1 protein-coding gene is annotated in these 858 nt (G+C 64.3%); it reads left to right on the top strand.

Features of this window, described 5'->3' with window-relative positions:
* Window positions 1-72: 72 nt before the first annotated feature.
* Window positions 73-858, top strand: a 786-nt coding sequence (locus tag ACFPOB_RS29260; RefSeq protein ID WP_377801711.1) for an IS110 family RNA-guided transposase, incomplete at its 3' end; no start/stop codon positions are given.

Below are 858 nucleotides of genomic sequence, written 5' to 3'. Positions count from 1 at the left end.
CTTTATGGAATGGCTCGCCCCTTACCCTCGGCGCAAGATTGCGTCGGCCGCAAATGGCACGGAGGTGAGCCGATGAATGAGATCAGGGTTCTGGGAATCGATCTTGGCAAAGACGTTTGCAGCGTGGTCGGTTTCGACAGCGCGGGGCAGGTGCTGCTGCGTCGGCGGATGCGACGCGACAGTATCCTGAAGCTGGCGTCAGGAATGCCGAGCTGCGTCATGGCGATGGAAGCATGCTGCGGCGCCCATCATCTTGGCCGCCTGCTTCGCGAGCAGGGTCACGATGTGCGGCTGATGTCGCCAGAGTATGTTCGCCCGTACGTGAAGGCTCAGAAGAATGACGACCGTGACGCCGAGGCGATCGCGGAAGCGGCAACCCGCCCGACGATGCGCTTCGTCGATCTCAAGAGCGACGAGCAACTCGACATGCAGAGCCTGCATCGGGCGCGGGATCGGCTGGTTGGCGAGCGCACGACGCTGATCAATCAGTTGCGAGCGATCCTTCTGGAGCGCGGGATCGTGATGGCGAAGGGACGGCGCAAGCTCGAACTTCGACTGGATCAACTCCTTGCTGGCGAGGTGGCGATCAGCCGTCGGATCAGACAGCTCGTCGAGGACATGCGGGCCCAGTGGCGCGCCCTTGACGAGCGGATCGGCGCCTTCGATGCCGAGTTCGTTGCGATCGCGCGCGAGGATGCCGCAACGAAGCTCCTGGCGACGATCCCGGGGGTCGGCCCGTTGAATGCGACCGCCTTCGTCGCCTCGGTGGGAAGGGCGGAGACGTTTGGCCGGGGCCGGGATCTTGCCGCCTGGCTCGGCCTGGTACCTCGCCAGATGACGACCGGCGGCAGACCTAAG

This window comes from Allobosea eneae, assembly GCF_042657265.1.
In the GTDB taxonomy this organism is placed as follows: Bacteria; Pseudomonadota; Alphaproteobacteria; order Rhizobiales; family Beijerinckiaceae; genus Allobosea; species Allobosea eneae.
This window is presented reverse-complemented; position numbering and strand designations above follow the sequence as displayed.